18 protein-coding genes and 1 riboswitch are annotated in these 23,581 nt (G+C 73.0%); of the genes, 7 read left to right on the top strand and 11 right to left on the bottom strand.

The annotated features are described in order from the left end of the window. Positions 1–6 precede the first annotated feature (6 nt). The 5 genes from Q3W71_RS20290 to Q3W71_RS20270 are packed head-to-tail and all read left to right on the top strand — an operon-like array spanning position 7 to position 2,795. Positions 7–210: a hypothetical protein gene (locus tag Q3W71_RS20290; RefSeq protein WP_302920924.1), complete on the top strand. Its 204-nt coding sequence runs from the start codon at positions 7–9 to the stop codon at positions 208–210. 4 nt (positions 211–214) lie between these two features. Further along, a complete protein-coding gene (locus Q3W71_RS20285) occupies positions 215–655 on the top strand; it encodes a TadE/TadG family type IV pilus assembly protein (RefSeq protein WP_302920923.1) in 441 nt (146 codons plus the stop codon). Continuing rightward, the gene (locus Q3W71_RS20280; RefSeq protein WP_302920921.1) at positions 640–1,119 is read left to right on the top strand and encodes a TadE/TadG family type IV pilus assembly protein; all 480 of its coding nucleotides are present in this window, start codon (positions 640–642) and stop codon (positions 1,117–1,119) included. Before Q3W71_RS20285 ends, Q3W71_RS20280 begins: the two co-directional genes overlap by 16 nt. Next, on the top strand, positions 1,116–1,547 hold the full coding sequence (locus tag Q3W71_RS20275; RefSeq protein WP_302920920.1) for a hypothetical protein: 432 nt from the start codon (positions 1,116–1,118) through the stop codon (positions 1,545–1,547). The genes Q3W71_RS20280 and Q3W71_RS20275 overlap by 4 nt, the downstream gene beginning before the upstream one ends. A gap of 15 nt (positions 1,548–1,562) precedes the next feature. Then, positions 1,563–2,795: a LysM peptidoglycan-binding domain-containing protein gene (locus tag Q3W71_RS20270; RefSeq protein ID WP_302920919.1), complete on the top strand. Its 1,233-nt coding sequence runs from the start codon at positions 1,563–1,565 to the stop codon at positions 2,793–2,795. Positions 2,796–3,038: 243 nt separating this feature from the next. On the opposite strand, the gene Q3W71_RS20265 is transcribed toward Q3W71_RS20270, so the two are convergent. Both Q3W71_RS20265 and bluB read right to left on the bottom strand, forming a co-directional pair. Continuing rightward, positions 3,039–3,890, bottom strand: a complete 852-nt coding sequence (locus Q3W71_RS20265) for a Rieske 2Fe-2S domain-containing protein (protein WP_302920918.1) — start codon at positions 3,888–3,890, stop codon at positions 3,039–3,041. 94 nt (positions 3,891–3,984) lie between these two features. Beyond that, positions 3,985–4,620 (bottom strand): 5,6-dimethylbenzimidazole synthase, encoded by a 636-nt coding sequence (gene bluB / locus Q3W71_RS20260; protein ID WP_302921027.1) that lies wholly within the window; start codon positions 4,618–4,620, stop codon positions 3,985–3,987. A gap of 34 nt (positions 4,621–4,654) precedes the next feature. Further along, a riboswitch (cobalamin riboswitch) is annotated at positions 4,655–4,852 on the bottom strand. Positions 4,853–5,049: 197 nt separating this feature from the next. On the opposite strand from bluB, the gene Q3W71_RS20255 reads away from it, so the two are divergent. Beyond that, on the top strand, positions 5,050–5,814 hold the full coding sequence (locus Q3W71_RS20255; protein ID WP_302920917.1) for a crotonase/enoyl-CoA hydratase family protein: 765 nt from the start codon (positions 5,050–5,052) through the stop codon (positions 5,812–5,814). A 78-nt stretch (positions 5,815–5,892) separates the two neighbouring features. Here the strand turns inward: Q3W71_RS20255 and Q3W71_RS20250 are convergent, their stop codons facing one another. The 8 genes from Q3W71_RS20250 to Q3W71_RS20215 form a co-directional block, all read right to left on the bottom strand. Continuing rightward, on the bottom strand, positions 5,893–10,179 hold the full coding sequence (locus tag Q3W71_RS20250) for a discoidin domain-containing protein (protein ID WP_302920916.1): 4,287 nt from the start codon (positions 10,177–10,179) through the stop codon (positions 5,893–5,895). A 125-nt stretch (positions 10,180–10,304) separates the two neighbouring features. Further along, the gene (locus Q3W71_RS20245) at positions 10,305–13,142 is read right to left on the bottom strand and encodes a discoidin domain-containing protein (protein WP_302920915.1); all 2,838 of its coding nucleotides are present in this window, start codon (positions 13,140–13,142) and stop codon (positions 10,305–10,307) included. A 151-nt stretch (positions 13,143–13,293) separates the two neighbouring features. Then, positions 13,294–14,943, bottom strand: a complete 1,650-nt coding sequence (locus Q3W71_RS20240) for an alpha-amylase family glycosyl hydrolase (protein ID WP_302920914.1) — start codon at positions 14,941–14,943, stop codon at positions 13,294–13,296. A 99-nt stretch (positions 14,944–15,042) separates the two neighbouring features. Further along, positions 15,043–15,930 carry a carbohydrate ABC transporter permease gene (locus tag Q3W71_RS20235; protein ID WP_302920913.1) on the bottom strand — a complete coding sequence of 296 codons (888 nt, stop codon included), beginning with the start codon at positions 15,928–15,930 and terminating at the stop codon, positions 15,043–15,045. Positions 15,931–15,943: 13 nt separating this feature from the next. Continuing rightward, positions 15,944–16,894, bottom strand: coding sequence for a carbohydrate ABC transporter permease (locus Q3W71_RS20230; RefSeq protein WP_302920912.1), 951 nt, complete (start codon positions 16,892–16,894; stop codon positions 15,944–15,946). Between the two features lie 82 nt (positions 16,895–16,976). After that, complete coding sequence (locus Q3W71_RS20225; RefSeq protein WP_302920911.1) at positions 16,977–18,356, bottom strand: ABC transporter substrate-binding protein; 1,380 nt, start codon at positions 18,354–18,356, stop codon at positions 16,977–16,979. 464 nt (positions 18,357–18,820) lie between these two features. Beyond that, complete coding sequence (locus Q3W71_RS20220; RefSeq protein WP_302920910.1) at positions 18,821–19,819, bottom strand: LacI family DNA-binding transcriptional regulator; 999 nt, start codon at positions 19,817–19,819, stop codon at positions 18,821–18,823. 115 nt (positions 19,820–19,934) lie between these two features. Further along, positions 19,935–21,410 (bottom strand): NAD(P)/FAD-dependent oxidoreductase, encoded by a 1,476-nt coding sequence (locus Q3W71_RS20215; protein ID WP_302920909.1) that lies wholly within the window; start codon positions 21,408–21,410, stop codon positions 19,935–19,937. Positions 21,411–21,549: 139 nt separating this feature from the next. Here Q3W71_RS20215 and Q3W71_RS20210 point away from each other — a divergent pair, with 139 nt between their 5' ends. Then, positions 21,550–22,617: a serine hydrolase gene (locus Q3W71_RS20210; protein ID WP_302920908.1), complete on the top strand. Its 1,068-nt coding sequence runs from the start codon at positions 21,550–21,552 to the stop codon at positions 22,615–22,617. Positions 22,618–22,633: 16 nt separating this feature from the next. On the opposite strand, the gene Q3W71_RS20205 is transcribed toward Q3W71_RS20210, so the two are convergent. Further along, a complete protein-coding gene (locus Q3W71_RS20205) occupies positions 22,634–23,563 on the bottom strand; it encodes a phytoene/squalene synthase family protein (RefSeq protein ID WP_302920907.1) in 930 nt (309 codons plus the stop codon). Between the last annotated feature and the right edge of the window lie 18 nt (positions 23,564–23,581).

The following is a 23,581-nucleotide window of genomic DNA, read 5'->3' as shown; positions in this document are numbered from 1 at the left end:
CACGTCATGTCCCTCGTCACCTACCTGCACGTCGCGCTGACGGCGCGCCTGGCCGAGCTGCGCCGCGACGGTGAGCGCGGCGACAGCCCGGTGCCCACCGCGGTGATCATCTTCGGCCTGGTCTTCGTGGCCACGGTGGTCACCGGGGTGGCACTGGCCAAGGCCAACGACTGGATGAACGCCATCCCGGGCCACAAGAACCCGCAGTAACTCGATGCGTCACGCGGCTTTCTCCAGCGGGCGCCGGGCGGTCGCCCCCACCGCCCGGCGCCCGCGCCCGCCCGCGGACCGCGGGGCCAACCCGGTGGAGCTGGCCGTGGTGCTGCCGCTCATCCTGGTGCTGCTCTTCGCCTCCATCCAGGTCGCTGTCTGGTTCGTCGCCCGGTCCACCGCGCTCAACGCGGCGCAGAGCGCTGTCAACGCGCAGCGGCTGCACCAGGCGCCGCCCGGCGCCGGGGAGGCGCGGGCCACCCGTTTCCTGCGGTCCGCCGGCGACTGGCTGGTCGGCTGGGACGACCCCGGGCCGAGCTGCGTCACCGGCGCCACCGAGGTGACCTGCACGGTGCGCGGGCGCTCCCTGTCGGTGATCCCCGGCGTCGACTTCCCGGTGCGGCAGACCGCGCACGGGACGGTGGAACGGTGGACCGAGCCGTGAGCCGTACCGCCGAGCGGGGCTCGGTCTCGATCGAGGTGGCGGTGCTGGCGCCGGCCTTCATCGCGCTCATCGTGCTGGCCGGGGTGGCCGGGCGTACCGCGGTGGCGGCCGAGGCGATCGACGCCGCCGCGCACGACGCCGCCCGGGCCGCGTCGATCTCCCGCGATCCGGCGACCGCGCGGCGCGCGGCGCGGGACGCGGCCCGCCGGCAACTGGACTGGCGTGGCCTGGACTGCGCCGGCACGCCGGAGGTCACCTTCAGCGGTTCGGTACGCGGAAGGCCGTCCACGTTCGACGCGGCGTTCCGCAGCCCGGTCGGACAGGACGCGACGGTCACCGTCCAGGTGGCCTGCACTGTCTCGTTCCGGGACATCCAGCTCGCGGCGCTGCCCGGGATGCCCGCCGGGAACCGGGTCGCGGCGAGCTTCACCTCGCCGCTGGACCGCTACCGGAGCCGGGGATGACCCGCCGGGCCGCCGCGTCCGACACCGGCCGGGTGAGCGTCTTCCTCGCCGTGACGATGGTCGGCGTCCTGGCGATCATCGGTCTGGCCGTCGACGGCGCCGGGCAGCTGCGCACCCTCCAGCGCGCCGACAACCTGGCCGCCGAGGCGGCCCGGACGGGCGGCCAGGCCATCGACCGGGCCACCGCGATCGAGGGCGGACCGAAGCGGATCAACCAGCCGCAGGCGCGCCGGGCGATCGCCGACTACCTGGCCGCGGCCGGGGCGACCCGGCACACGGTGAGCTTCCCGACCGTCGACGGCGAGACCGTCGTCCGGGTCGAGGTCACCGTCACCTACCGCAGATCCATGCTCGGCCTCTTCGGCTTCGACGACACCGTCACCGTCTCCGGGGAGGCCACCGCGCGGGCGCTCACCCGCGCGCCGTAGGGAAGGAAGGCAGCCATGGCCGCATCGGGTCGCTCCGCCCTCCGGCGGACCGGACGGGTCCTGACCGGGTTCGCCGCGCTCGTCGTGCTCTGCGCGGTGGTGGTCGGCGGGCCGGTGGCGCTGCTCGCCCTCGCCGGCAACCCGCTGCCCGACCACGTGCCCACGGTCGCCGAGATCGGCGCCACCCTGACCAGCCGCGACGACGGCCGGCTCTTCCTGCGGGCGCTGGCCTTGGCCGGCTGGTTCGGCTGGGCCACCTTCACCCTCTCGGTGCTGGTCGAGCTGGCAGCGCAGGCGCTACGCCGGCCGGCGCCCCGGCTGCCCGGGATGAGCCGCCAGCAGCGCGCGGCGGCCGCGCTGGTCGGGTCGGTCGCGCTGATCGTCGCCGCCGCCCCGGCGGCGAGCGCCGCCACCGCCACCATGCAGCCGTACGCCCAGCCGGCCGCGGTCGCGCCGCTGGTACCGGCATCGGTCCCGCCCTCGGCGCCCGAAGCGGCCTGGTACTCGATCGCGTCGCCCGCGCTGCCACCCGGCGCGAGCGAGTCGGGCGCGCTGCCGCCCGGCGCGGGCGGGTCGGGTGCGGGCGGGTCGGGGAGCCGCGCGCCGGTCGCCGGCGCGCCCGTCTACCGGGTGGCGAAGGGGGACTACCTCGGCGCCGTCGCCGAGCGCTACCTGGGCGAGTTCGCCGACTACCGGGAGCTGGCCCGGCTCAACCGGCTGGACGACCCGGACCGGATCCGCCCCGGCCAGTTGCTGAAGCTGCCAGCGCAGGCCAGCGACCGGGGCGCCCGTCCGCACGCCACCGGCCGACTGGTCGCCCGCCCGACCCGCCCCGGCCACCCGACCCCAGGTCAGGTCGCACCGGGCCAGCCGAACCCCGGCCAGGCCGGCGCGGGCCAGCAGACCGCGGCCCCGACCACGCCCGGTCGGGCGACCCAGGGGAAGGCCGGCTCCGACCGGGCCGCGCCGGGGTCGGCGGAGACGACGCGGGAACGGCCGGGCGTGGCGCCGCCGGCGGCCGAGGCTCCCGGCGGCGCTCCGGTGACGGTCGGGGCGGCCCGGGCGGGTGAGCCGGACCGGATGAACCGGCCGCTGGCGGTCTCCGCCGTGCTCGCCGTGGCCAGCATCGTCGGCGCCCAGATCGGCGCGGTCCTCGGGCTGCGGCGCCGCCCGGCCACCGGACGCGGCCGGACCGGGGCGCAGGCGAGCGCCGGAGAACTCCCGGTGGGTCGGCACCGCCGCGACTAGCCGGCCGAGCCGACGCAGCCGCCGTCCCGACGACCGCGCCCAGCACCGACCTGAGCGCCCGACAACCCAGCGCCGACACGTCAGAGACCGACCCCCGACCGGACCGGACAGGCAGACCGTCACCGACGGTCACCTCGGACCCGGCAGTACATCCAGAAGAGCGTGATGACTCTGCGGCAGCGGCCCGCTCGGGCGGCGGCGCGCCGACCTACCGCCGCGCGACCTCACCGCACGCGTCGCGGGTCAGGGGAGTCGGGCCTCCAGCACGCCCTCGCGGATCCGGGTCTGCAGGATCTGCTGGTCGTTGCCGGACGGGCCGTGCACGACCTCGCCGCCGTTGAGCCGGAACGTGCTGCCGTGCCACGGGCAGACCACGCACTCGTGCCCGTCGACCACCTGCACCTCACCCTGGCCGAGCGGGCCGCTCTGGTGGGGGCAGCGCTCCAGCATCACCGTGACGTCGTCGTCGTGCCGGTAGAGGATCACCGACACGTCGTCGATCTCCCGGGTGATCAGTTGGCGCTGCGGCAGGGCCGCCATGTCGCCCAGCGGGTGCCAGCCGCCGCTCATCCGGTGCATCTCGGAGATGCTCTGGTTGACCTGCGCGCCCTGCTTGTACGCCAGGTGCCCGCCGATGTAGGCGCCCATGCTGGCCGCGCTGAGCCCCATCATGCCGAGGGCCCGGCCGAGCCCGTGCCGCCCGCGCAGGCGCGCGCTCACCGAGCCGGCGTAGAAGGCCAGGGCGACGGTGTTGGACGCGGCGTGCACCAGGCCCACCCGGCGCTGGTCGGGGGCGAGCGCGGCCCAGTCGTTGAGGCCGGCGACCGCCGCCGGCAGGGCGCTCACCGTGCCCAGCGTGGTGAGCGTGGTGGCCGCCCGCTGCTGCCCGGGCAGCACGTCCAGCACCGCCGCGCTGATCCAGGCGCCCACCGGCACCTGCACCATCGCCGGGTGCAGCGGATGGCCCAGCCACACCCCGTGCAGCAGGTCGCGGACCCGCTGCGGCCGCAGCGTCGCCTGCACCGCACGCTGCAACCGGTCACCCACCCGGTCCAGCCGGGTGTTCTGTTCGATCTTCGTCAACAGTGCTCGCACCCGTACCGACTTCCCGGCGTTCGCGGTCGCAAACCGGTCGGCGGTGACGGATCCGCCGCGGTGCGTGGCGACCGGGCGACGGCCCGGTCCGGGATCACCGGGCCGGGGCCGCCCAGCGGTCCTGGTGGACGGCGTCGGCCAGCGGCCGCTTCTGCCGCCAGCCGTGCCGGGCCAGGTCGGGCACGGACTCGAGGTGGGTGACCGGGCCCAGGCAGAGCCAGGCCACCGGCCGGATGCCGGGCGGGATCCCCAGCAGGTCGGCCAGCCACGGCTCCCGGTAGAAGGACACCCAACCGACGCCGAGTCCCTCGGCCGTGGCGGCCAGCCAGAGGTTCTGGATGGCCAGGCAGACCGAGTAGAGCCCGGTGTCGGCGATGGCGTGGCGGCCCAGCACGGCCGGGCCGCCCCGGTCCGGGTCGTAGGTGACCACGATCGACAGGGTCGACTCCAGCACGCCGTCGATCTTGATGCGGACGAACGTCTCGGCCGCCGCGCCCTCCAGCGTGGCGGCGAACGTCTCCCGCTCGGTGCGTACGTGGTCGTGGAAGCGGCGCCGCAGCTCGGGGTCGCGGACCACGACGAAGTCCCAGGGCTGGGAGTAGCCGACGCTCGGCGCGGCGTGCGCCGCGGTGAGGATCCGGTGCAGCACCTCCTCGGGCACCGGCGCGCCGGTGAACTGGGCGCGCACGTCCCGGCGGCGGTGGATGACGTCGTACAGCTCGGTGTTCAGGGCAGGCTCCCGCTGCGCTCGGCCCACGCCCCGGCGTGGGCACCGGACGCGAGGCCGGTCTTCGGACTCCCGGATCGACGCCTGGCCGCCCGCCTTCCCGGCCGTCGGCCAGTGGCTGCGCTGCTGCGCGTGGACGGTGGCTCCCCGGTCACCGCGGCGGGCCCGTGCCGGATTTCCACCGGCTTCCCGATTCTCCCCGCTCGCGCGGGGCACCTCGCATGATCGTGCCGTCGGTGATGCTAGCCCCGCGCCCGGTCGCCGGACACCCGGGCGGGTGGTAATCCGGTCGCGGGCCGGAGCCCCACGACCACTGTGGTTCCTGAGTGGTCGGGGCCGCGCTCGGCGCGACCGTGGTGCGACGGGACGGAGCCCGAGACCACTGACGGTCACCCCCTGGCGTGCCGGCACCGCCGGGGGCATGCTGTGCCGATGGGCGTACGGGTCGAGCGGGACGGGCCGGTGACCACGGTGATCCTGGACCGGCCGGCGGCGCGCAACGCCGTCGACGGGCCGACCGCCCGGGCACTGGCCGACGCGTTCCGGGCCTTCGACGCCGATCCCGACGCGGCGGTGGCCGTGCTCTGGGGCGCCGGCGGCACGTTCTGCTCCGGGGCCGACCTGAAGGCGATCGGCACGCCCAGCGGCAACCGGGTCGAGGCGGAGGGCGATGGCCCGATGGGCCCGACCCGGCTGACCCTGACCAAGCCGGTGATCGCCGCCATCTCCGGGTACGCGGTGGCCGGCGGGCTGGAGCTGGCGCTCTGGTGCGACCTGCGGGTGGCCGAGTCCGACGCGGTGCTCGGGGTGTTCTGCCGGCGGTGGGGGGTGCCGTTGATCGACGGCGGGACGGTCCGGCTGCCCCGGTTGATCGGCGAGAGCCGGGCGATGGACCTGATCCTCACCGGCCGGCCGGTACCGGCCGACGAGGCGTACGCCATGGGGTTGGTGAACCGGCTGGTCGCGCCGGGTGAGGCGCGGGCGGCGGCCGAGCGGCTGGCCGCCGAGATCGCCCGGCACCCGCAGACCTGCCTGCGCAACGACCGGGCCTCGGTGCTGGCCGGCGCGGGCCTGCCGGAGCCGGCGGCGCTCGCCACCGAGCTGGCGTACGGGATGGACTCGCTGGCCGCCGACGCGGCGGCCGGGGCGGCCCGGTTCACTGCCGGCGCCGGCCGGCACGGCGCCCCGGCCGACTGACGCCGCGACCGCATCGGAGCCGAGGGACGGGCGCCGCCGGGGGGCTGGTCCTCCCGGCGGCGCCCGATCCGGTGCCGCTCAGCTGCGGTTGATGGTGAAGGTGGAGGTGGTGTTGCGGATGTCCTGCCAGTTGTCGGTCAGCCGCAGGTTCACGAAGGTGGCCGAGCCGACGGCCGGGCCCTGACCCTGCTCCGGCATCTCGTTGACCCAGATGCCGAAGCCCGACTTGGCGTCGAACGCGTCACCGCTGCGCCGGGCCCCCGAGATCGACACGTTGGTGAAGACCGTGTCGGTGATCGGGTTCTCCGGCTGACCCCCGTTGTACTTCGTCTGGAACATGATCCCGGAGTACGTGGGGTCGACGATGTCCACGTCCGAGACGCGGATGCCGCGGAACTCCTTCGACGCCGAGAAGACCCAGATCGCCGGGAAGGTCTGCGCACCCCAGAAGTGACCGCCGGCCCGGATCAGCGAGATGTTCTGGAACTGGGTCGGCGGGCTGGCGCCGAACCCGATGAACGGGTAGCCGAAGTCCAGCGAGCTGATCGTGATGCCGGAGTACGTCAGCATGTCCGCGATGTAGAGGTTGCGGAAGATGTTGTCGTAGCCGCCGTACACGGCGATCCCGGCCGCCCGCCAGGTGAGCGTGGCGGTCAGGTTCTCGAAGACGTTGCCGTGGTTGGCCGTGGACCCGCCCTGGTCGACGGCCGAGAAGAGGGCGAACGCGTCGTCGCCGTTGGACCGGCCCTCGGAGTTGCTGACCAGGTTGTTGGTGCTGCCGTTGGTCATGTTGACGGCGTCGGCGAAGGTGTTCCGGAAGCGGCTGTTGGTGATCTTCAGGCCGCTGACGCTCACCCCCCAGTACGCGCAGACGGTGTGCTCGACCCAGACGTTGTCCAGCGTCAGGTTGTCGACGTCGCGCAGCTCGCCCCAGACCTTGCCGGGGCCGTCGATGCGGTTGGTGTAGTTGCCGAAGAAGGCCAGGTGCTCGAAGGACGACCCGCTGGCCGAGGACTCCACCCGGAAGCCGGCGTCGGTGTTCTGCTGGCCGACCGGCGTCTGGAAGCGGGTGAACCACATGCCCGCGCCGACCACCTTGACCGCCTTGCCGTAGACCTGGAACTTCTGCGCTGTCTCGTACGTGCCGGCCGGCAGGTAGACGCCGACCAGGTTGCCGGTGGTGTCCATCCGGACCGCGTCCAGCGCGTTCTGCACGTCGGAGTGGCTGAACCCGTTCGGCACCCGGTACCGCGCCGGGTCCGGGTTGGCCCGCGGCGCCACCTGCTCCAGGTTCACGAAGTCGATGGCGTACGTGGTGCTGTTGGCCGGGTCCTTCTGCAACCGGATCCGGCTGCCCGCCGGGATGGTGGAGTCCAGCAGGATGTTCGCCTCGTCGTAGATGTGCCGGGGCGGGCCGGCGCTGGGCGAGTCGCTCGGGCTGGCCTCCGCGCCGTACAGCCAGATGTGCTTCGAGGTGAGGCTGATCGGCTTGTGCAGCACCCCGTTGACGTAGATGTTCAAGGTCGAGGTGATCCCGCCGCCGCCCGGCGCGTCCGGGATGGAGAAGCGGGTCACCAGGGCGTTGGCCGGGGCCCGGGTGGTCCACTCGACGTACGCGCCGGTGCTGTTCAGGGTCACCGCCCGCCGGCCGGACGCCTCCCCGGCCAGGTCGCCGATGGTCCGGTTCGGCCCGACCACCTGCGCCCCGCCGCCGACCGAGCCCTCCTCGGCCTCGTACATGTCGTACGGCAGGTTGGCGCCGCGGCCCACGAAGAGCGACCGGTCGCTGGTGTTGTTCTGCCGCTTCACCGGCAGTTCGTTGGCGTCGTCGGCGAGCACCACCCGGACCGTGTACCGGCCGTTGGCGGCGGTCCAGGTGCCCAGGTTGACCGGGCCGGCGCTGCCCCCGACGGCGATGGTGCCGGTGTACGAGCCGGTCAGCGTACGGACCACCGCGCCGGTGTCGTTCAGCACGGTCAGCGTGACGCCGTGCGCGCCGCTCGCCGAGGCGACAGTGCCCTGGTTGCGGATGGTCACCGCGAAGCTGACAGTGGCGCCGGCGCTCGGCGTGCCGGGCGACCAGGTCACCGCCGAGGCGACCAGGTCGGAGCTGGCCACCGGGCTGACCGTGAGCGCGGTCGGGCTGGTGTGGCCGTTGTTCGCCTCGTTCTGCTCGATCACCGTGTTCGCCGGGTCGACGGTGGCGCCGACCTGGTAGCTGCCGGCGTTGCGCGGCCCGATGTTCGCCGAGACGGTGGTCGACGCGCCGGCCGCCAGCGCCCCGACCGAGGCGGTGCCGACCTTCGTCGTACCCAGGGTGAAGTCGACGGTGGTGGCGGCGGAGGCCGCCGTGCCGGCGTTGCGCACGGTGGCGGAGAGGGTGATCGCGTCGGTCTCCACCGGCGCGGCGGGGGCGGCGGTGATCCCGGTGACGGTCAGGTCCGGGTTCGGCGCCGGCACGCCGATCACCTGGAGTTCGGCGACCTGGCCGTTGGACGAGCCGGAGTTGGCGGTGAACTGGAGCCGGACGTCGGCGGCGGTCGCCGACACCGGGATGGTCACCGTGTTGCTGCTGGCCGGGCTGAACGAGTACGTCGCCGAGCCGACCAGCGTGCCGAACCCGGAGGCCGACTGCTCCCGGCCGAGCACCTGGAAGGTCTGCGTACGCGGGCCCCAGACCGGGTCCGGGTTCAGCTTCACCACCAGCGCGCTGATGCTCGCGTTCGCGCCCAACGCCACGGTCAACGTGCTCGGGTACGCCCCGGGCGCGCCCTCCCAGTAGGTGGTGACGTCGTCGTCGTTGGCGTTGGCCGCGGCGAAGACGTGCACCATCGACGAGGCGGTGATCGGCTTGTCGACCGCGAGGTTGCTGCCGCCCGGCGTGCTGCCGGTGCGGGTCACCGTGTTGCTGTTCGCCGAGGTGTTGCCCGCCGCGTCCCGGGCCCGGACGACGTAGGAGACGGTCGCGGTGTCCGGTTGGTTGTCGGTCCAACTGAGGGTGGAGCCGTTCACGCTGCCCCGCAGCGCGCCGTTGGCGTAGACGTCGTAGCCGGTCACCCCGACGTTGTCGGTCGACGCCGACCAGGTCAGCCGGATCTGCCCGGCGGCCGGCTGGGTGTACGCCAGGTTGCCCGGCGCGGTCGGCGCGACCGTGTCGCCGGAGCTGCCGTTCCGGGTCACCGTGTTGCTGTCGGCCGACACGTTGCCCGCCGCGTCCCGGGCCCGGACGACGTAGCTGACGGTGGCGCTGGTCGGCTGGTTGTCGGTGTACGCCAGCGTGCTGCCGCTGACGCTGGTGCGCAGGGTGCCGTTGGCGTAGACGTCGTAGCCGGTCACCCCGACGTTGTCGGTCGACGCCGACCAGGTCAGCCGGATCTGCCCACTCGCCGGCTCGGTGTAGGCGAGGTTGCCGGGCGCGGACGGCGGCTGGGTGTCACCGGTCGCCGGGCCGTAGACCTCCAGCTCGGAGAGTTGACCGGCGGGCCAGCCGGTGTTGCCGGTGAAGAGCAGCCGCAGGTAGCGGGTGCTGGCCGCGGTGAAGGTGATGGTCACGGTGTTGTTGGCGCCGGGGGTGAACGCGTACCCGGCCGAGGCGACGATGGTGCTGAAGGTGGCGCCGTTGGTGCCGCCCTGCACGGTGATCGTCTGGGTACGGGCGTCCCAGCCGGCGGGCAGCTTGAGCACCAGCCGGTTGACGCTGACCGTGGCCGCGAGGTCGACCTGGAGCCACTGCGGGAAGGCGTTGTTCGCGCTCTCCCAGTAGCTGCCCTGGTTGCCGTCGTTGGCGTTGCCGGCGACGTAGACGTCCGCGTGGGCGCTCGCGGTCATGCTCCGACCGGCCGCCAGGTTCGCCGAGGAGGTGGCCGCGCCGTAGACCTCCAGCTCGGCGAGCTGCGCGGCGCCCCAGCCGGTGTTGGCGGTGATGGCCACCCGGACGTACCGGGTGGTGGTGGCCGGGAAGTCGAGGGTGACGGTGTTGCCGTTGGCCGGGCTGAACTGCCGGCCGGCCGAGGCGACGATGGTGCCGAAGCCGCTGCCGTCCGCGCTGCCCTGCACCGACAGCGTCTGGGTGCGCGCCTCCCAGCCGGCCGGGAGCTTCAGCTTGACCTGGTCGACGGACCGGGCCGAGCCCAGGTCGACCTGGGCCCACTGCGGGAGGGCGCCGCTGCTCTCCCAGTAGGTCGACGGGTTCCCGTCGGTGAGGTTGGCCGCGGCGTACGGGCCGTTGACGCTGCTGGCCGCGGCGTTCCGGCCGGCGGCGAGGTTGGGTCCGCCGGCCGCGGCGGCCGGCGGCGCGGGGGCCGCGGTGACGGCGAGGCCGAGCACGGCGAGCGCCGCGACGACCCGGGTACGGAATCTGGACATGGTGGGGGGACACCTTCTTCCGGGGACGTGGAGAGGCGTGTGCGGGGTGTTGCGGTGCGGGTGTTGCGGTGCGGTGGTGCGGCGTGGGCGGGGCCCCGGTCGGCGTACGGGGCCCCGCCCACACGTCAGGTGGCGTGGACCTCGAACTCGGCGAGCTGGCCCGCCGGCCAGCCGGTGTTGCCGGTGACGGTGATCCGGACGTACCGGCGGTCACCGGCCGGCACGGTGATCGACACCGTGTTGCCCGTGGCCGGGTCGAAGGTGCGGCCGGCCGGGCCGGCGAGCGTGGCCCACGACGAGCCGTCGGTGGAGCCGAGCACCGACAGCGTCTGGGTACGGGTCTGCCAGGCCGGGGACGGCGGCAGCTTCAGCACCACCCGGGACACCGGACGGGCCGCACCCAGGTCGACCGTCACCGACTGCGGGAAGGCGTTGTTGGCGCTCTCCCAGTAGGTGTTCGGGTTGCCGTCGACCGCGTTGGCGGCCACGTACACGTCGGCGTGGCTGGTCTCCGCGACGGGCCGGCCGAGCGCCAGGTTGCCGGTCGGTGGCGGCGACGTGGTCGGTGGCGGGGTGGTGGGTGGCGGGGTGCCGCCGTCGCCGTACACCTCGAACTCGGCGACCTGGCCGGCCGGCCAGCCGGTGTTGCCGGTGAAGCTCAGCCGGACGTAGCGACGGTCACCGGCCGGCAGTGCGATGGTGGCGGTGTTGCCGCTGGCCGGGTCGAAGGTGCGGCCGGCCGAGCCGGCGAGCGTGGCCCACGACGAGCCGTCGGTGGAGCCGAGCACCGACAGGGTCTGGGTGCGCCGCTCCCAGCCGGCGGGCAGCTTCAACACCACCCGGCCGACGGCACGGGCCGCGCCCAGGTCGACGGTGAGCGTCTGCGGGAACGCGTTGTTGGCGCTCTCCCAGTAGCTGGCCGCGCTGCCGTCCACCGCGTTCGCCGCCACGTAGTTCTGGGTGGAGCTGGTGGCGGTCACCGGCCGGCCCGCGGCCAGGTTCCCGCCGGTGGGCGGCGGGGTGGTCGGCGGCGGGGTGGTGGTCGGCGGTGGGCTGGTCGGGCCGCCGCCCCACTGCGGCTCCGGCCAGGGCCCGCAGTACGGGGTGGCCGTGTACCAGCCGGAGTTGCCGGGCCCCTGGGTGATCTGGAAGCCGCTGCCGACGCAGTTGTGGATCGGGTTGGCCTGGGCGATCCCGGTGGCCCGTACGTTGGTGAAGGAGACCTGGCTGGGTGCCTGCACCTGGAGGGCGTACGTGCCGGCGCCGTCGATGCGCACGTTGGTGAAGCTGATCCCGCTGGTGGCGCCCTCGATCCAGTGCAGCGCCGCGTACGAGCTGTCCAGGATGTCGGTGTCGGTGACGGTGATCGCCGCGCCCTGGATCGGCTCGTTCAGCGCCGAGAACCAGATCGCGCCGACCCCGAAGCGCCAGTTGTAGTCGGAGTTGCCGTTGCGGATCAGGGTGTTCCGGGCGACCGTGATCGTCCCGGCGACGGCGGTCGGGCCGTTGACGCCGGGGTAGCGGTTGGCGACGTGGATGCCGCCGCCGTTGGTGACCGAGTCGGCGGTCACGTTGTCGGTGATCCGGATGTCCCGGCCGCCGTAGGTGACCAGGTGGTTGGCGAGGATGGTCACGCCGATGGTGTTGAACGTGAAGGAGTTGTTGACGTTCGGCACGCTCTGCGCCCACATCGCCAGGGCGTCGTCGCCGGTGTTGCGGACGAAGGTGTTGGTGACAGTGGAGTTGGTGACGCCCCAGTGGAAGTTCACCCCGTCCGCCGTCTGGTCGAGGATCCGGCTGTTGCGGATGGTGAAGTTGTCCATCGGGCCGTCCATCCAGGCGCCGACCTTGGTGTGCTGCATCCAGACGTTGTCCACCACCGAGTTCGACATGGCCCCGCCGATGGCGTTGACCTGGTGCTCGTCCACCCGCTCGCGGATGTCGCCGATGATGGCGAAGTCCCGCAGGGTGACGTTGCGGCTCGGGCCGCCGGCCTCGTGCGGGCGGATCTCGCCGCTGTAGCCGCCGCCGGGGACGTACTTGCCGTAGATGCCGACGGCGCGCTTGCGGTCGGTGGGGTGCCGGCCGCCGAGCACCGAGTACCACGGCCCGGCGCCGCGCAGCGTCACCCCGTCGACGACCACGTGGTCCCACAGGGTGAAGGTGCCGGTCGGGATCCAGACCGCGCGGCCCTGGGCGCGTCCGGCGTCCACCGCGGCCTGGAACTTCGCAGTGGAGTCGGTGGCGCCGGTCGGGTCGGCGCCGAAGTCGGTGACCACGTCGAGGACGCCGGCGGGCTTGCCGATCGGGTCGCCGACCAGTTCGAAGTCGGCCAGGTCGATGGTGAAGGTGGGCGACTGGGCGGTCGAGGAGACCTGGAGCCGGATCTTCGTGCCGGCCGGGTAGGTGGCGCCGAACATGGTCCGGGTCTCGTCGTAGAAGTGGTGCGGGTTGGTGTCGCCCGGGTTGTTGTTGAACGGGTAGCCGCCGTAGTACCAGCCGTACCGGGAGGTCACCGGCACCGCCTTGACCAGGGCGCCGTTGGCCCGCAGGTCGATGCTGGCGTCCCGGCCGGTGCCGGCGGCGTTGTCCGGCAGGCTGTACCGGAAGGTGACCGCGTTGGCCGGCGCGGTCAGGGTGAACTCCACGTACTCGCCGACGGCGTCGAGGGTGACCGCCTCCCGGCCGGAGGCCTCGGACGGCAGGGTGCCGTAGCGCCGGTCCGGACCGATCTTCGTGCCGGTGTGCGCGACCTCCTCCGCCTCGTGCTCGACGAACGGGACGGTCGCGCCCCGGCCGGGGATGTCGAACGGGGAGATCCCGGCGGCCCGGGCGGGGGTGGCGGTGCTGGTCAGTGCGACGGCGGTGAGCGTGGTCGCGGTGAGGGCGGCGCCGGCGAGGGCGGCGACGCCCGCGCGGGCCCGGCTTCTTCGGGGCGGGGTGGCGGTGGGGTGGTCGGGCATGAGCTGGCTCTCCCTTTCGTGGCGATCCAGGTCCCCCGTGCGGTGCGGCGTGGCGCTGGGGTCGCGTACCTCCTTGTCGAGGTCGGCCGGTGCGAACCGGCGGGCGCTGCGGCGCCGGCGGCCGGGACGGGGCCGCCGGCACCGCGGCTGGTCAGGCCGTTTCGGGTCCGGCCGGGGTCGGTTCGGCGGTACGCAGCCAGACGGCGGTGTCCGGCGGCAGCAGGTCGTCGTCGAGCGGCCCGCTGGCGAGCAGCCGTTCGGTGTGCGGCGGCAGCGGCACCGCCGCGGCGGAGAGGTTGACCAGGCAGGTGAAGCCGGGCGGGCGGTGGAAGGCGAGCACCCCGTCCGGGGCGGGCAGCCAGGTCATCGTCCCGTCGCCGAGCGCCGGGTGGGCCCGCCGGATCCGGATCGCCGCCCGGTACAGCTCGAGCATCGAGGTGGTGTCGCCGGTCTGCGCCCGGACCGTCCGGTCCTTCCAGTCGGCCGGCTGGGGCAGCCAGGGCGCGGCGGCGCCGTCGGGGCTGAACCCGAACGGCGGCTCGTCACCGGTCCAGGGGATCGGGACGCGGCAGCCGTCCCGGCCGGGGTCGACGCCGCCGGAGCGGTGGTACATCGGGTCCTGGCGCAGCTCGCGCGGGATGTCCTCGACCTCCCACAGGCCGAGTTCCTCGCCCTGGTAGACGTAGGCGGCGCCGGGCAGGGAGAGGGAGAGCAGGGCCGCCGCCCGGGCGCGCCGGGTGCCCAGCTCCAGGTCGGTGGGGATGCCCTCGCGCTTGGCGGCGAAGCTGAACGTGGTGTCCGCCCGGCCGTACCGGGTGACGTGCCGGGTGACGTCGTGGTTGGAGAGCACCCAGGTGGCCGGGGCGCCCACCGGGGCGTGGGCGGTGAGCGTCGTGTCGATGCAGGCCCGCAGCGCGGCCGCGTCCCAGGCGCAGCCGAGGAAGTCGAAGTTGAACGCGGCGTGCAGTTCGTCGGGGCGCAGGTAGTTGGCGAACCGCTGGTGGTCGGGGAGCCAGACCTCCCCGATCAGCGCCCGGCCGCCCGGGTAGCTGTCGGTGATCCGCCGCCAGCCGCGGTAGATCTCGTGCACCGCGTCCACGTCGACGAACGGGCTCGGGCCGTCCGGCGTCGCCTCCGGCAGCGTCGGGTCCTTGGCCAGCATCGCCGCGGAGTCGATCCGGATGCCGTCCACGCCCCGGTCGAGCCAGAACCGCAGGATGTCCTCGAACTCGGCGCGCACCCGCGGGTGGTCCCAGTTGAAGTCGGGCTGCTCGGGGGCGAACAGGTGCAGGTACCAGTCGCCCGGCGTGCCGTCCGGGTTGGTGGTCCGGGTCCAGGTGTCGCCGGCGAACGGCGAGACCCAGTCGGTGGGCTTGCGCTCACCGTCCGGGCCGCGGCCGGGGCGGAACCAGAACAGGTCCCGTTCGGGCGCGTCCGGGCTGGCCAGTGCCGCCTGGAACCAGGGGTGCGCGTCAGAGCAGTGGTTGGGCACCACGTCGACGATGGTCCGCATGCCGAGCGCGTGCGCCTCCGCGATCAGCGCCTCCGCCTCGGCCAGGGTGCCGAAGACCGGGTCGATGTCGCGGTAGTCGGCCACGTCGTAGCCGGCGTCGGCCATCGGCGAGGGGTACCAGGGGCTGAACCAGATCGCGTCGACGCCGAGCGCGGCGAGGTGGTCCAGCCGGGACCGGATGCCGGCGATGTCACCGATGCCGTCGCCGTCACCGTCGGCGAAGCTACGCGGGTAGACCTGGTAGATCACCGCTTCCCGCCACCACCGGCCGTCGTCTGCTGTGGACACGAGCACCTGCTTTCTGCCTCGGTACGTCGGCGGGCCGCCGGACCTGGATGTGTCGGGCGAACGTCGTTGTTCGCCGGGGTGGTTGCGCTGGTGGTGGGGTCAGCCCTTGAGGCTGCCGGTGGTCAGGCCGGACATGATGTTCCGCTGGAAGATCAGGAAGACGATGACGGTCGGGATCGCGGCGATCACCGACGCGGCGACCACCACGTTCATCGGCGTGCCGCCCGAGAAGGCGTAGATGCCGACGCTGACCGTCCGGGTCTCGGGGTGCGGCATGACCAGCTTCGGCCAGAGGAAGTCCTTCCAGACCGCGGTCACCGCGAAGATCGAGACGACGCCGAGGATGGGGCGCGACATCGGCAGGATGATCGACCAGAGCGTGCGCAGCGGCGTCGCCCCGTCCATCAGGGCCGCCGCCATCAGGTCCTCGGGGATCGAGTCGAAGAACCGCTTCAGCAGGAAGATGTTGAACGCGTTGGCGACCAGGGGCAGCCAGATCGCGAACGGCGAGTCGAGCAGGTTGAGGTGCAGGATCGGCAGGTCGATCACCGTCACGTACTGCGGGACGATGAGGACCATCGCCGGGATCATCAGCGTGGTCAGCATCAGGCCGAGGATCGCGTTGCCGAAGACCGGCCGGAGCTTCGACAGGGAGTACGCCGCGGCGGTGTCGAAGACGAGCTGGAACGCCACCGCGCCGGCCGCGTAGTAGAACGTGTTGAACAGCAGCTTGGCGAGGTCCAGGTTGTGCCACGCGTCCACGTAGTTCTGCGGCTGGGGATCCTTGGGGAACAGCGTCGGCGGGGTCTGCGCGATCTCCTGGCCGGACTTGAGCGCGCCGGTGACCATCCAGTAGAGCGGCCCGAGGAAGACGAGCGTGAACACCACCACGACGACGGCCAGCAGCGTCCAGTAGATCACCTTGCCGCGCCCCCGCCGGAGCTGGGCGTGGGAGATGAGGGTCCGGGTGCCGGAGTCCTGTGCCATGTCCTCGTCCGTCCTAGTCCTGTTTCGCGGTCAGCCGCACGTAGACGGCGGAGAAGCCGGCCAGCACCACGAGCATGATCACGCCGAGCGCGGCGGCCCCGTTGAGGTCGTTCTGGAAGAACCCGTGCTGGTAGATGAGGTACGCGACCGAGGTCGCCGAGTCCTGGGCGCCGGCGCCGTTAGCGAGGATCAGCGGCTCGATGAAGAGCTGCATGGTGGCGACGATCTGGAGCATCGCCAGCAGCGCGAGGATCAGCCGGGTCTGCGGGATGGTCACGTGCCGGATCCGCCGCCAGATCCCGGCGCCGTCCAGCTCGGCCGCCTCGTAGAGCTCGCCGGGGATGTTCTGCAGCGCGGCCAGGTAGATCAGCACCGCGCTGCCCATGTTCATCCAGGTCGACGCGATCACCATCGCCGGCATGGTCATCTCCGGCGACTGCATCCACTGCGACGTCGGCAGGTGCAGCGCCTTGAGGATCGCGTTGAACAGGCCCGCCTCGCTGGGGTCGTACGCGTAGTACTTGAAGAGGAAGAGCGCCGAGGCGGGCGGCAGCATCACCGGCAGGTAGACCAGGATCCGCAGGTACCCCTTGGCGTGGCGGAACTCGTTGAGCAGGATCGCCACGAAGAACGGCACCGCGTAGCCGAGGACGAGCGCGAGGACCGTGAAGTAGAAGGTGTTCTTCCACGCGGTCCAGAAGCTGGGGTCGTCGATGATGCGGGCGTAGTTGTCCCAGCCGACCCAGGTGGTCTCGCCGCGCCGGGTGCGCTGGAAGCTCATCACGACGCCGCGGATCATCGGGTACCAGGAGAAGACCACGAAGCAGAGCACCGCGCCGATCAGGAACGCGTGCCCGGTGAGGTTGTCCCGTACCTTGCGGCCGAGGCCGGTGGGCAGTGGTCCGGGCGGAGCCGGTGGGCGACCCGGCTTCCTGGTGGCACCGGGGAGGGTGGTGAGCGTCAAGGCAACTCCTGCGCGGAAGTCGGTGACCGGACGGTGCGGCGCGGTGGTGTGGGGGCCGGCGGACCGACCCCCACACCACCGGTCAGCTCTCCGCCGCGAGGAGTTGGTTGACCTTGTCCTCAGCCGTCTTGAGCAGCGCGTCGATGTTCGCGTTCGGGTTGGTCAGCACACCCGACATGGCCGCGTCGAGCACCGCGTAGATCGCCTGCGCGTTGCGGGGCTCGCCCTTGATCGGGACCGGGTTCGCCTCGAAGATCGCGAAGTTCGCGGTGTCCACGTTCGCGTTCGCCTTGCGCAGTTCCAGCTCCTGCTTCTGCGCCTCGCTGCCGTTGGCGAAGAGCAGCGGCTGGGGCAGACCGACCGGGTAGTTCTGCGGCTTGGACCGGACGTAGTCGAACTGGCCCTTGCCCGGCGTCAGCTTCTGGTACGCGATCCACTTCAGGCCGGCCTTGACCTGCTCCGGAGTGAGGCCCTTCTTGAAGAAGTACCCCTCGCCGCCACCGAGCGTCGCCTTCGCCGGCCCGTCCTGGCCGGGCAGTGGGCCCATCGCCCAGTCCTGGAACTTGCCCTGGAACTGGCTGACGATCGCCTGGGTGGTGTCCGGCGCGCCGATGAACATGCCGACCTTGCCGGCGGCGGCGTTGGTCAGCAGGTCGCCCCACTGGAGCAGCTGGCGGCTGCCCATGCTGTTGTCGCCGTACCGCATGTCCTTGAGGTTCTGCAGGACCTGCTTGCCCATCGCGTTGTTGAAGTCGGCCTTCTTGCCGTCGGCGGTCAGCACCTGGCCGCCCTGGGAGTAGAGCAGGGAGGTGAAGTGCCAGCCGCCGGTGTTGCCGGCGCTGTACTCGGCGTAGCCGGCGATGCCGTTGCCGAGCGCGGCGATCTTCTTGGCCGCCGCCCGGACCTCAGGCCAGGTCTTGGGCGGGTTGTTCACGTCGAGCCCCGCCTGCTGGAACAGGACCTTGTTGTAGACCAGGCCCATCGAGTAGTTCTTCACCGGGACGGCGTAGAGCTTGCCGCCGTCGCTGAAGACCTCCTTGAGCGCCGGGTCGATGCTGTCCCAGGTCGGGATGGTGTCCTTGGTGGCGTACTGGGTGATGTCCATCGCCTGACCGGAGTCCAGCACCTGCGCCAGGTCGGTCATGTACCCGTAGAAGACGTCGGTGACGGTGCCGCCGGCGAGGCGGGCGGTGAAGTCCGGCGGGTTGTTGCACTGCTCGCCGACGCTGACGCTCTTGATGACGATGTCCGGGTTCTGTCGCTGGAACTCGGCGACATCGTCGTTCCAGTTCTGCAACAGCTCTTTCTGGGAGCCGACCGGCTGGCAGTCGACGGTGATGGTGACCTTGCCACCTGCCTCGTTCGAGGCGTCGTCGCTCTTCGTGGAGCAAGCGGTGAGGCTGAGCCCGAGGCCGGCCACGAGCGCTAACGCCGCAGCCTTCCGGTACTGCGGTACGGACATCTGTCCATCCCTTCGCGGAACGAGTGTCTCCATGACCTTCGCGGAACTGCGGTGGTCGTCACCGCGGCCGATGCCCTGCTACGTGAGGTATCCGTCCTGCGACCTGACCCGCGGTGACTACGCCGGGGCCCGGTGTGAGTGGAGTCACTGTAACGAGAGCGACTGATCTCGGCAAGGTTTCGATCCTGTTTTGAAAAGACACGACTGTATGACGAGAGATCGGGACAAGGCTCACCCCGGCGCCGAGAATCCTGCTCTTCGTCCCCTTTCGGTGCCCCGGACGGCAGCTCCCGGCCGGTGGATCTCGCGGGGTCCGCCCGGCGTCGGCCCACAACGAAACGGCCGCCGACCGCGAGCAGCGGTCGACGGCCGGAGCGTCGTTCTCGGCAGTCAGGGAGGCGGTCCGTGGCCGGACGGTGAGTCGGCGGTGGACGGTCAGCGGCGTGGCCGCCGGCCGCGCCGGGTCAGCGGCCGGGTGCGGGGGCGGTGGAGCCGCGTACCACCAGTTCGGGCTCGAACAGCAGCTCGTCGTGCAGCACGCCGGCCCCCTCGATCTGGGTGACCAGCAGGTCCACCGCGGCCTGCCCCATCGTCTCGATCGGCTGGCGCACGGTGGTCAGCGGCGGGTCGGTGCAGGTCATGAACGCGGAGTCGTCGAAGCCGACCACCGATACGTCGGCCGGCACCGCGCGGCCGAGCCGCCGGGCGGCCCGGATGGCGCCCAGGGCCAGCACGTCGCTGGCGCAGATGATGCCGGTCACGCCCCGCTCGACCAGCTTGGTCGCGGCGACCCGGGCCCCCTCCATCGAGAAGCTGGAGCGTTCGACGAACTCGTCGTCGGTCCAGCCCGCGGCCTGGATCATCGCGTTCAACTTGCGCCGGGACGGCACGTGCCCCTCCGGGCCGAGCACCATCCCGATCCGGTCGTGGCCCAGCGAGCGCAGGTGCCCGTACGCCTGCTCCACCGCCACCGCGTCGTCCGTGGAGACCCGGGGGAAGCCCAACTCGTCCACCCCCGCGTTGACCAGCACCACCGGCAGGCCCCGGTCGGTCAGCCGGCGGTAGTGGTCGTGCCGGGCGTCGGCGAGCGCGTACGAGCCGCCGGCGAAGATCACCCCGGAGACCTGGTGGTCGAGGAGCATCTCCACGTAGTCCATCTCGGAGACGCCGCCGATGGTGCGGGCGCAGAGCGCCGGGGTGAACCCACGCTGGGCGAGGGATCCGGTGACCACCTCGGCGAGCGCCGGGAAGATCGGGTTCTGCAACTCGGGCAGCACCAGCCCGACCAGCCGGGCCCGCTCGCCGCGCAGCTTGGTCGGCCGCTCGTAGCCGAGCACGTCCAGCGCGGTCAGCACCGCCGTCCGGGTCGCCTCGGAGACCCCGTCCCGGCCGTTGAGCACCCGGCTGACGGTGGCCTCGCTGACGCCCGCCTTCTTGGCAACTTCGGTCAACCGCTTCGTCACGGCCGCAATCGTACGTCATCGCGCTGAAAGAAATGAGCAGCCATCTGCCGGGCGACTGCTCACTTCTGCCGGACGCTGCCGGCGCCCGTCAACCGGCTCCGCGGCGCCCGGCAGCTCAGGACAGGTTGCGCAGCGCGTCCTCGATGGCCCGGTGGAAGGTCGGGTACGCGTAGATCATGTGCCGGAGCAGGCTGAGCGGCACCGCCGCGTGCACCGCGACCACCAGCCCGGAGAGCACCTCGCCGCCGGCCGGCCCGACCGAGGTCGCCCCGATCAACACCCCCTGGTCGGCGTCCGCGACCAGCTTGATGAAGCCCTCGTCGCCGACCCCGTGGATCCAACCCCGGGTCGAGCTGCCCAGCTTGGTGAAGCCGACCTGCACGTTGATCCCGCGGGCCCGGGCCTGCTGTTCGGTCAGCCCGACCGCGCCCACCTCCGGGTCGGTGAAGGTGACCCGGGGCAGCGCCCGGTAGTCGGCGCGCGGCACGGTGCCGGCCGAGCCGCTCGACCCGCTGGCGCTGAGGCTGCTGGCCGCGCCCATCGCGCCGCCCACCACGCTCGCCGTGCCGCTCGGATCCGCACCCGCCCGCGCGTGCCGGGCACGGTCGAGGATGTCGGCGATCACGATCGCCGCCTGGTACATCGCGATGTGGGTGAACGCGCCCTCCCCGGTCACGTCACCGACCGCCCAGAGGTCGTCGGCGACCCGCATCCGGTCGTCGACCGGCAGGTAGCGCTGGCCGGCGTCCACCCCGACGGAGTCCAGCCCGAGCTCCTCCAGGTGCGCCCGGCGGCCGGTCACCACCAGCAGCCGCTCGGCGGTGAACTCGGCGCCGCCGCTGGCGGACAGGGTGAACCGCTGCCCGTCGTGGCCGACCCGCTCCGCCCGCACCCCGGTGTGGATCTCCACCCCGTCGGCGCGGAGCGCCGCGGCGACCACCTCGGACGCCTCCGGCTCCTCGACCGCGAGCACCCGGTCCAGCGCCTCCACGACGGTGACCCGGACCCCGAACCGGGCGAAGACCTGCGACAGCTCCAGCCCGATCGCCCCTCCGCCCAGCACCAGCAGCGACTCGGGCAGTTCCGTGACCTCGACCGCCTGGTGGTTGGTCCAGTACGGCGTGTCGGCCAGCCCGCCGATCGGCGGCACCGTCGGCCGGGTGCCGGTGCCCAGCACCACGCCGTAGCGGGCCTGGAACACCTGGTCGCCGACCTGGACCCGGCCCGGCCCGGTCAGCCGGCCGCTGCCCCGGACGAACCGGCCGCCCCGCCCGACGAAGCGCTCGACCGCGACCCGGTCGTCCCAGTTGTCGGTGGCCTCCTCGCGGATCCGCCGGGCCACCGGCGCCCAGTCCGGTCGCACCTCGGCGGTGCCGGCGAGGCCGTCGACCCGGCGCGCCTCGGCGAGGGCGTTCGCCGCCCTGATCATCATCTTGCTCGGGATGCACCCCCAGTACGGGCACTCCCCGCCGACCAGGTCCCGCTCCACGCCGACGACGCTCAACCCGGCCTCGGCGAGCCGCCCGGCCACCTCCTCGCCCCCGACGCCGAGCCCGACCACGACCACGTCCACCTGCTCCGGCTCCGCCACCCGGACAGCATCCCCCAGGCGACCGGCGGCGGACCAGCCGGCCACCGGAAAAGGTGCCCGGCCCCGGCCGCGGCGCCCCGCCGAGGCGGCCACCGGAATGGCGGCGCGGCCGGCGCCCCCGATCGCCTACCGTGACCGGATGCCCGACACCCGCTTCGCCGCCGTCCACGACTGCTTCCGGGACCTGCTCGCCAGCGGCCGGGAGACCGGGGCCGGCCTGGCCGTCTGGTACGACGGCGCACCGGTGGTGGACGTGGTCGGCGGCGAGCGGTCCCCGGGCCGGCCGTGGCGGGCCGACACGCTGGTCAACGTCTACTCGGTCGGCAAGCCGGTGGCGGCGCTCTGCCTGCTGCTGTTGGTCGACCGGGGTCGGGTCGGGCTGGACGACCCGGTCGCCGCGCACTGGCCCGGCTTCCGTGCCCCGGCCACCGTCCGGCAGGTGCTCGACCACACCGCCGGGCTGCCGGCCTTCCCGGTGCCCCGGCCGGCCGCCGCGATCGCCGACTGGGACCTGCTCGCCGGCGACCTGGCCGCCGCCGAGCCGGAGTGGGAGCCGGGCAGCGTCGCCGGCGAGCACGCCTGGACGTACGGGCACCTGGTGGGCGAGCTGGTCCGGCGGGTGGACGGCCGGTCGGTGGGGCGGTTCCTGGCCGAGGAGATCGCCGGCCCGTGGCGGCTGGACCTGGGTTTCGGGCTGGACCCGGCGGACCAGCGCCGCTGCGCCGACCTGTCGTACGGCGATCCGCAATGGCCGGTCCGGGTGGCCGGTACGCCCGGCTCGCTGCGGGCGCGCGCCCTGGACAACCCGCCCGGCGGCCGGGACCTGGCGATGGTGAACAGCCCGCTGTGGCGGGGCGCCGAGGTGCCGGCCGTCAACCTGCACGCGACCGCGGGCGCCCTGGCCCGCCTGTACGCGGGCCTGCTCGCCGGCGGCACGCTGGACGGCGTACGGCTGTTCAGCCCGGAACTGGTGGCCGAGGCGACCCGCGTCCAGTACGACGGCCCGGATCTGCTGCTGGAGCGGCGGACCCGGTGGACGCTGGGCATGCAGGCGGAGGAGGACGGCAGCTGGGGCATGGGCGGGATCGGTGGCAGCTGCGCCTGGGCCGACCCGGCCCGCGGCTACACCTTCGGCTACGCGACCGCCCGGCTGGCCGACTTCGACCGGGTGGAGGCCCTGGTCGACGCGCTGCACAGCTGCCTCTGAGCCGCCGTAGCGGCGGTCACGGCGCCGTCGGGCACGGCACCGGCGGCCCGGGGACGGTGACCACCGGCGTGCCGGTCGGGGTCAGCAGGGCCCGGGCCGCCACGGCCAGCCGGCGCCGCTGGCCGACCACGGCCCGGCGGGCGAAGACGTCGTAGTCCTGCGCGGCCACCTCGTCGAGGATCCCGCCGTAGAGCGCGTACGCGGTCCGCATGCAGGCCTGCGAGGCGGGTGCGAGCAGGGTGATCCCGGGCGCGGCCGCCGCGTAGTGCGCCCGGGCCCGGCCCACCTCGTACGCGACGAGTTCCCGGATCGCCCGGGTGGCCCGGCCCCGCGCCCGGGCCTCGACCAGGTCCTGGCGGGTGACGCCGAACCGCGCCAGGTCCTCGTCCGGCAGGTACGTCCGCCCCCGGTCCAGGTCCTCCGCCACGTCCCGGATGAAGTTGGTGAGCTGGAAGGCGAAGCCGAGTTGGCGGGCCGGTTCCCGGGCCGCCGGCGGATCGCTGCTGCCCAGGATCGGCAGCATCATCGTGCCGATGACCGCCGCCGAACCCTCCATGTAGTCGAGCAACTGGTCGTAGGTCCGGTACGAGTCGACGGTCAGGTCCATCGCCATGCTCTTGAGGAACGCGGCGAAGTCGTCGTGGTCGAGGTCGAAGACGGCGATGGTGTGCAGCACGGCGGGCAGCAGCGGGTCGTCGAGCGGCTGGCCGTGCAGGCCCGCCATGAACCGGCCGCCCCAGTCGTCGAGCCGGGCGGCGCGCTCGGCCGGGGGCAGGTCGTCGGTGCGGTCGACGATCTCGTCCGCGTACCGGGTGAAGCCGTAGAGGGCGTGCACATGCCGCCGTTTCCACCCGGGCAGCAGCCGGGTGGCGAGATAGTAGGTGCGACCGTGGCGTCGGTGCAGCTCACGGCAGCGGTCGTAGGCAGCGGTGAGATCAGTGTCCACCGGCCCTCCCTCGAAAAT

This window comes from Micromonospora sp. C28SCA-DRY-2 (genome assembly GCF_030519475.1).
Classification (GTDB): Bacteria; Actinomycetota; Actinomycetes; order Mycobacteriales; family Micromonosporaceae; genus Micromonospora.
Note: the sequence above shows the minus strand (reverse complement) of the source record. Positions and strands in the feature narration are given on the sequence as shown.

Excerpts from the sequence above, each read along its gene's own strand:
- Q3W71_RS20290 (WP_302920924.1), top strand. The coding sequence starts at position 7 with ATGTCCCTCGTCACCTACCTGCACGTCGCGCTGACGGCGCGCCTGGCC.
- Q3W71_RS20285 (WP_302920923.1), top strand. The coding sequence starts at position 215 with ATGCGTCACGCGGCTTTCTCCAGCGGGCGCCGGGCGGTCGCCCCCACC.
- Q3W71_RS20275 (WP_302920920.1), top strand. The coding sequence starts at position 1,116 with ATGACCCGCCGGGCCGCCGCGTCCGACACCGGCCGGGTGAGCGTCTTC.
- Q3W71_RS20270 (WP_302920919.1), top strand. The coding sequence starts at position 1,563 with ATGGCCGCATCGGGTCGCTCCGCCCTCCGGCGGACCGGACGGGTCCTG.
- Q3W71_RS20255 (WP_302920917.1), top strand. The coding sequence starts at position 5,050 with ATGGGCGTACGGGTCGAGCGGGACGGGCCGGTGACCACGGTGATCCTG.
- Q3W71_RS20250 (WP_302920916.1), bottom strand. The coding sequence starts at position 10,179 with ATGTCCAGATTCCGTACCCGGGTCGTCGCGGCGCTCGCCGTGCTCGGC.
- Q3W71_RS20245 (WP_302920915.1), bottom strand. The coding sequence starts at position 13,142 with ATGCCCGACCACCCCACCGCCACCCCGCCCCGAAGAAGCCGGGCCCGC.
- Q3W71_RS20235 (WP_302920913.1), bottom strand. The coding sequence starts at position 15,930 with ATGGCACAGGACTCCGGCACCCGGACCCTCATCTCCCACGCCCAGCTC.
- Q3W71_RS20225 (WP_302920911.1), bottom strand. The coding sequence starts at position 18,356 with ATGTCCGTACCGCAGTACCGGAAGGCTGCGGCGTTAGCGCTCGTGGCC.
- Q3W71_RS20210 (WP_302920908.1), top strand. The coding sequence starts at position 21,550 with ATGCCCGACACCCGCTTCGCCGCCGTCCACGACTGCTTCCGGGACCTG.